This is a genomic window from Hydrocoleum sp. CS-953 (assembly GCF_002260545.1).
Classification (GTDB): Bacteria; Cyanobacteriota; Cyanobacteriia; order Cyanobacteriales; family Microcoleaceae; genus Trichodesmium.
In genome coordinates, this window is the sequence record NZ_LGSU01001415.1 from 1 (window position 1) to 2969 (window position 2969).

A 2969-nucleotide genomic window follows, 5' to 3' on the forward strand; every position below is an offset into this window, starting at 1 on the left:
TGGCATTAGTCTTTGTCAAAATTGATTAATTGTTTATTCTTTAATGGCAAATAAATATAGCAGGTTTATACTGAAAATTAACGTTAAGAATAAAAACGATGATTGGTCCTAGCCCTGATGGTCGCTCCTATTTATTAGATAATAACCCTAATAACTTTGCTGTACCTGTAGACTTACTAACTCCATATCCAGAAGGTCTACAAGCTCTAGCTGGAAATGATACAGTAATAGGTTCATTAAACCCTGAACTAATTAATGGTAATCAAGGTGACGATAATATTTTCGGAGGAGGAGGTTCTGACACTTTACGAGGTGGTAGAAATAATGATTTGATTGAAGCTAACCAGGGTAACGATACAATTTTTGGAGATTTAGGTAACGATACAATTTTTGGAGATTTAGGTAACGATACAATTTTTGGCGGAAAAGAAAATGATATTTTATTAGGAGGTGATGGTAACGATTTAATTTCTGGCGACTTAGGAATAGATACATTAACTGGAGGAACAGGCAATGATACATTTGTTTTGCGAGATTCAGAAGATAATAATAATCTAGATACAGCAGATATTATTAATGATTTTAATCCTAGTTTTGACAGAATTCAAATACCAGCCAACCTAACAGAAAATGACATCCTTTTAAGAGAAGACCTCCCCACAGGAGACACATTAATTCAAAATCGGACAAACGGTTCGATGTTAGCAAGAGTTAGAGAAATATCTAATACAAACCTTCTAGAAAATCGGTTGATTTTTGGAGATACTGCAAATACTAATGAACTTCCACAAACTGCTAGTTCTATAACACCAACCTTTAATAATATTTATGGATATGGTTTAGTTGATGCCTCCGCAGCAGTAGCTAGAGCAATTGGTGCAGGTCCTTTTCCAGATGTTCCTGATGTAGGAGGAAATCAATGGGGACTAGATTTAGTCAAAGCACCCGAAGTTTGGAATCAGGGTTTTCAGGGAGATGGTATTGTAGTAGCCGTCATTGATAGTGGTGTGGACTATACCCATCCCGAACTAACAGGCCAAATGTGGATTAATAGCGGTGAAATTCCCAACAATAATATTGACGATGATGGTAATGGCTATGTGGATGATGTCCAAGGTTGGGACTTTGTTGATGATGATAAAGACCCAATAGATGAAGAAGGACATGGAACTCACATTGCAGGGACGATCGCTGCCAAGAGAGATGGAACAGGGACAACCGGAATTGCTCCAAACGCCAAAATTATGCCCATCAGGGTATTAGACGACCAAGGATCAGGCCAGGCTAGGGATGGGATAGAGGCCATTCGTTATGCGGTTGATAATGGAGCAGACGTAATTAACCTTAGCTCTGGAGCCAGAAATGTAGTTATTGGCGAACTTGGAGCTATTCGTTATGCTGCTGAGAATGGTGTTGTATTTGTTTCTGCTTCAGGTAATGATAGTTTAAGCAGTCCTGATTATCCAGCAAGATTAGCCGTTCAACAGGGAATTGCAGTTGGGTCAGTGCAGCGAAATGGGCAATTTTCTTCTTTCTCCAATGAAGCTGGAAATGAACCTTTAGATTATGTTGTTGCCCCAGGGGGAGATGGTTTTCGTGCAGATGCAGGAGACATTTATGCTCCTGTACCTCCTTCAATAACAGGTAATCTATATGATTTTTTTGCTGGTACTTCTATGGCAGCACCTCACGTTGCAGGTGTAGTAGCTTTAATTAAGCAAGCTAATCCAAGTTTGTCTGTTGAGGCCATTGAGAATATAATTATTGAGACCGCTAACTCTACATTGGTGACTGTCTAATTTAGACTACTGAGAAAATAGGCAATTCATGGGACAATGGTGATAATCAGGTTTGATTTTTCAATTCAAATATTTTTATAAAATCCCTACATACTAGGCAAAAAAACACCCAAGTAAGAGGCAAAAAATCGTCCTTGTCCAAAATTAGTCATCTTTTTCACAACCAAAGTTGCCTCCTATTTCGCTATAGGCTTTATGATCAGGACTGTGTGTGGTGTGAAGTGAAGGAGTAAGATGACTGCCGATAGCCAATTCATCTCTGGCAAGGTAATTAGAGGATTTACAGGACGAGCTTTTCAGCCTTTCCTCCCCAGAGATAAACAGAAAAGTCGATTTCTAGAGGGCCTAGAGGTAGGATTTTCTAAACGATTATTTGATATCCTATTTTCTCTATCCGTTTTGATATTATTTGCCCCGGTTTACCTGCTGATAGCTTTACTAATTGTATTTAGCTCATCAGGCTCGGTTTTTTATGTTCAAGAAAGAGTGGGTAAAAATAGAAAGCTATTTCGTTGTTTAAAATTTAGAACTATGGTGGAAAATGCAGATGAGATTTTGGGAGAGATTATGGAAACATATCCTCATCTGCGCCAAGAATTTCAGGAAAGTTTTAAATTAAAAGATGACCCCCGAATTACATGGATTGGTAGATTTCTAAGAGTGACAAGTTTAGATGAATTTCCTCAATTTTGGAATGTTTTGAAAGGTGATATGAGTGTAGTAGGGCCACGACCATTAGTGGTTGAAGAACTACCAAAATATGGTCATCACATGGATAAAATTCTTACTATTAAACCTGGAATTACTGGTTTGTGGCAAGTTTCTGGTCGCAATGATATTCCTTATCCTAAGAGAGTTCAAATAGACCTTTACTATGTAAACTTCAGAAATTTTTGGATAGATATATGGATCATGTTTAAAACAATTGGCATTGTTATTTTTCCCAAAAATAATGGTGCTTATTAATCCTTGTAATTATGACTGAGAGATTTCAAATTAGCTGAAGCTATTGTAGGGTTAGAGGTTGGTAGTATTTTGACCAATATTGCCCCTCTAACCAAAATTTATAAGTAAGAAATAATAGAGGTAAGCATTCAGCCGTCAGCCGTCAGCTATCAGCTAAGGTTTTTATAGGGGTTTTCACTTCATGACTTGCATTATTTCTGCCTT

2 protein-coding genes are annotated in these 2969 nt (G+C 37.6%); both read left to right on the top strand.

Going from position 1 to position 2969, the window contains the following annotated elements:
- The first annotated feature begins 98 nt into the window (after positions 1–98).
- Positions 99–1799: a S8 family serine peptidase gene (locus AFK68_RS28770; protein ID WP_094677200.1), complete on the top strand. Its 1701-nt coding sequence runs from the start codon at positions 99–101 to the stop codon at positions 1797–1799.
- A gap of 234 nt (positions 1800–2033) precedes the next feature.
- On the top strand, positions 2034–2765 hold the full coding sequence (locus AFK68_RS28775) for a sugar transferase (protein WP_094677202.1): 732 nt from the start codon (positions 2034–2036) through the stop codon (positions 2763–2765).
- The last annotated feature ends 204 nt before the right edge of the window (positions 2766–2969 follow it).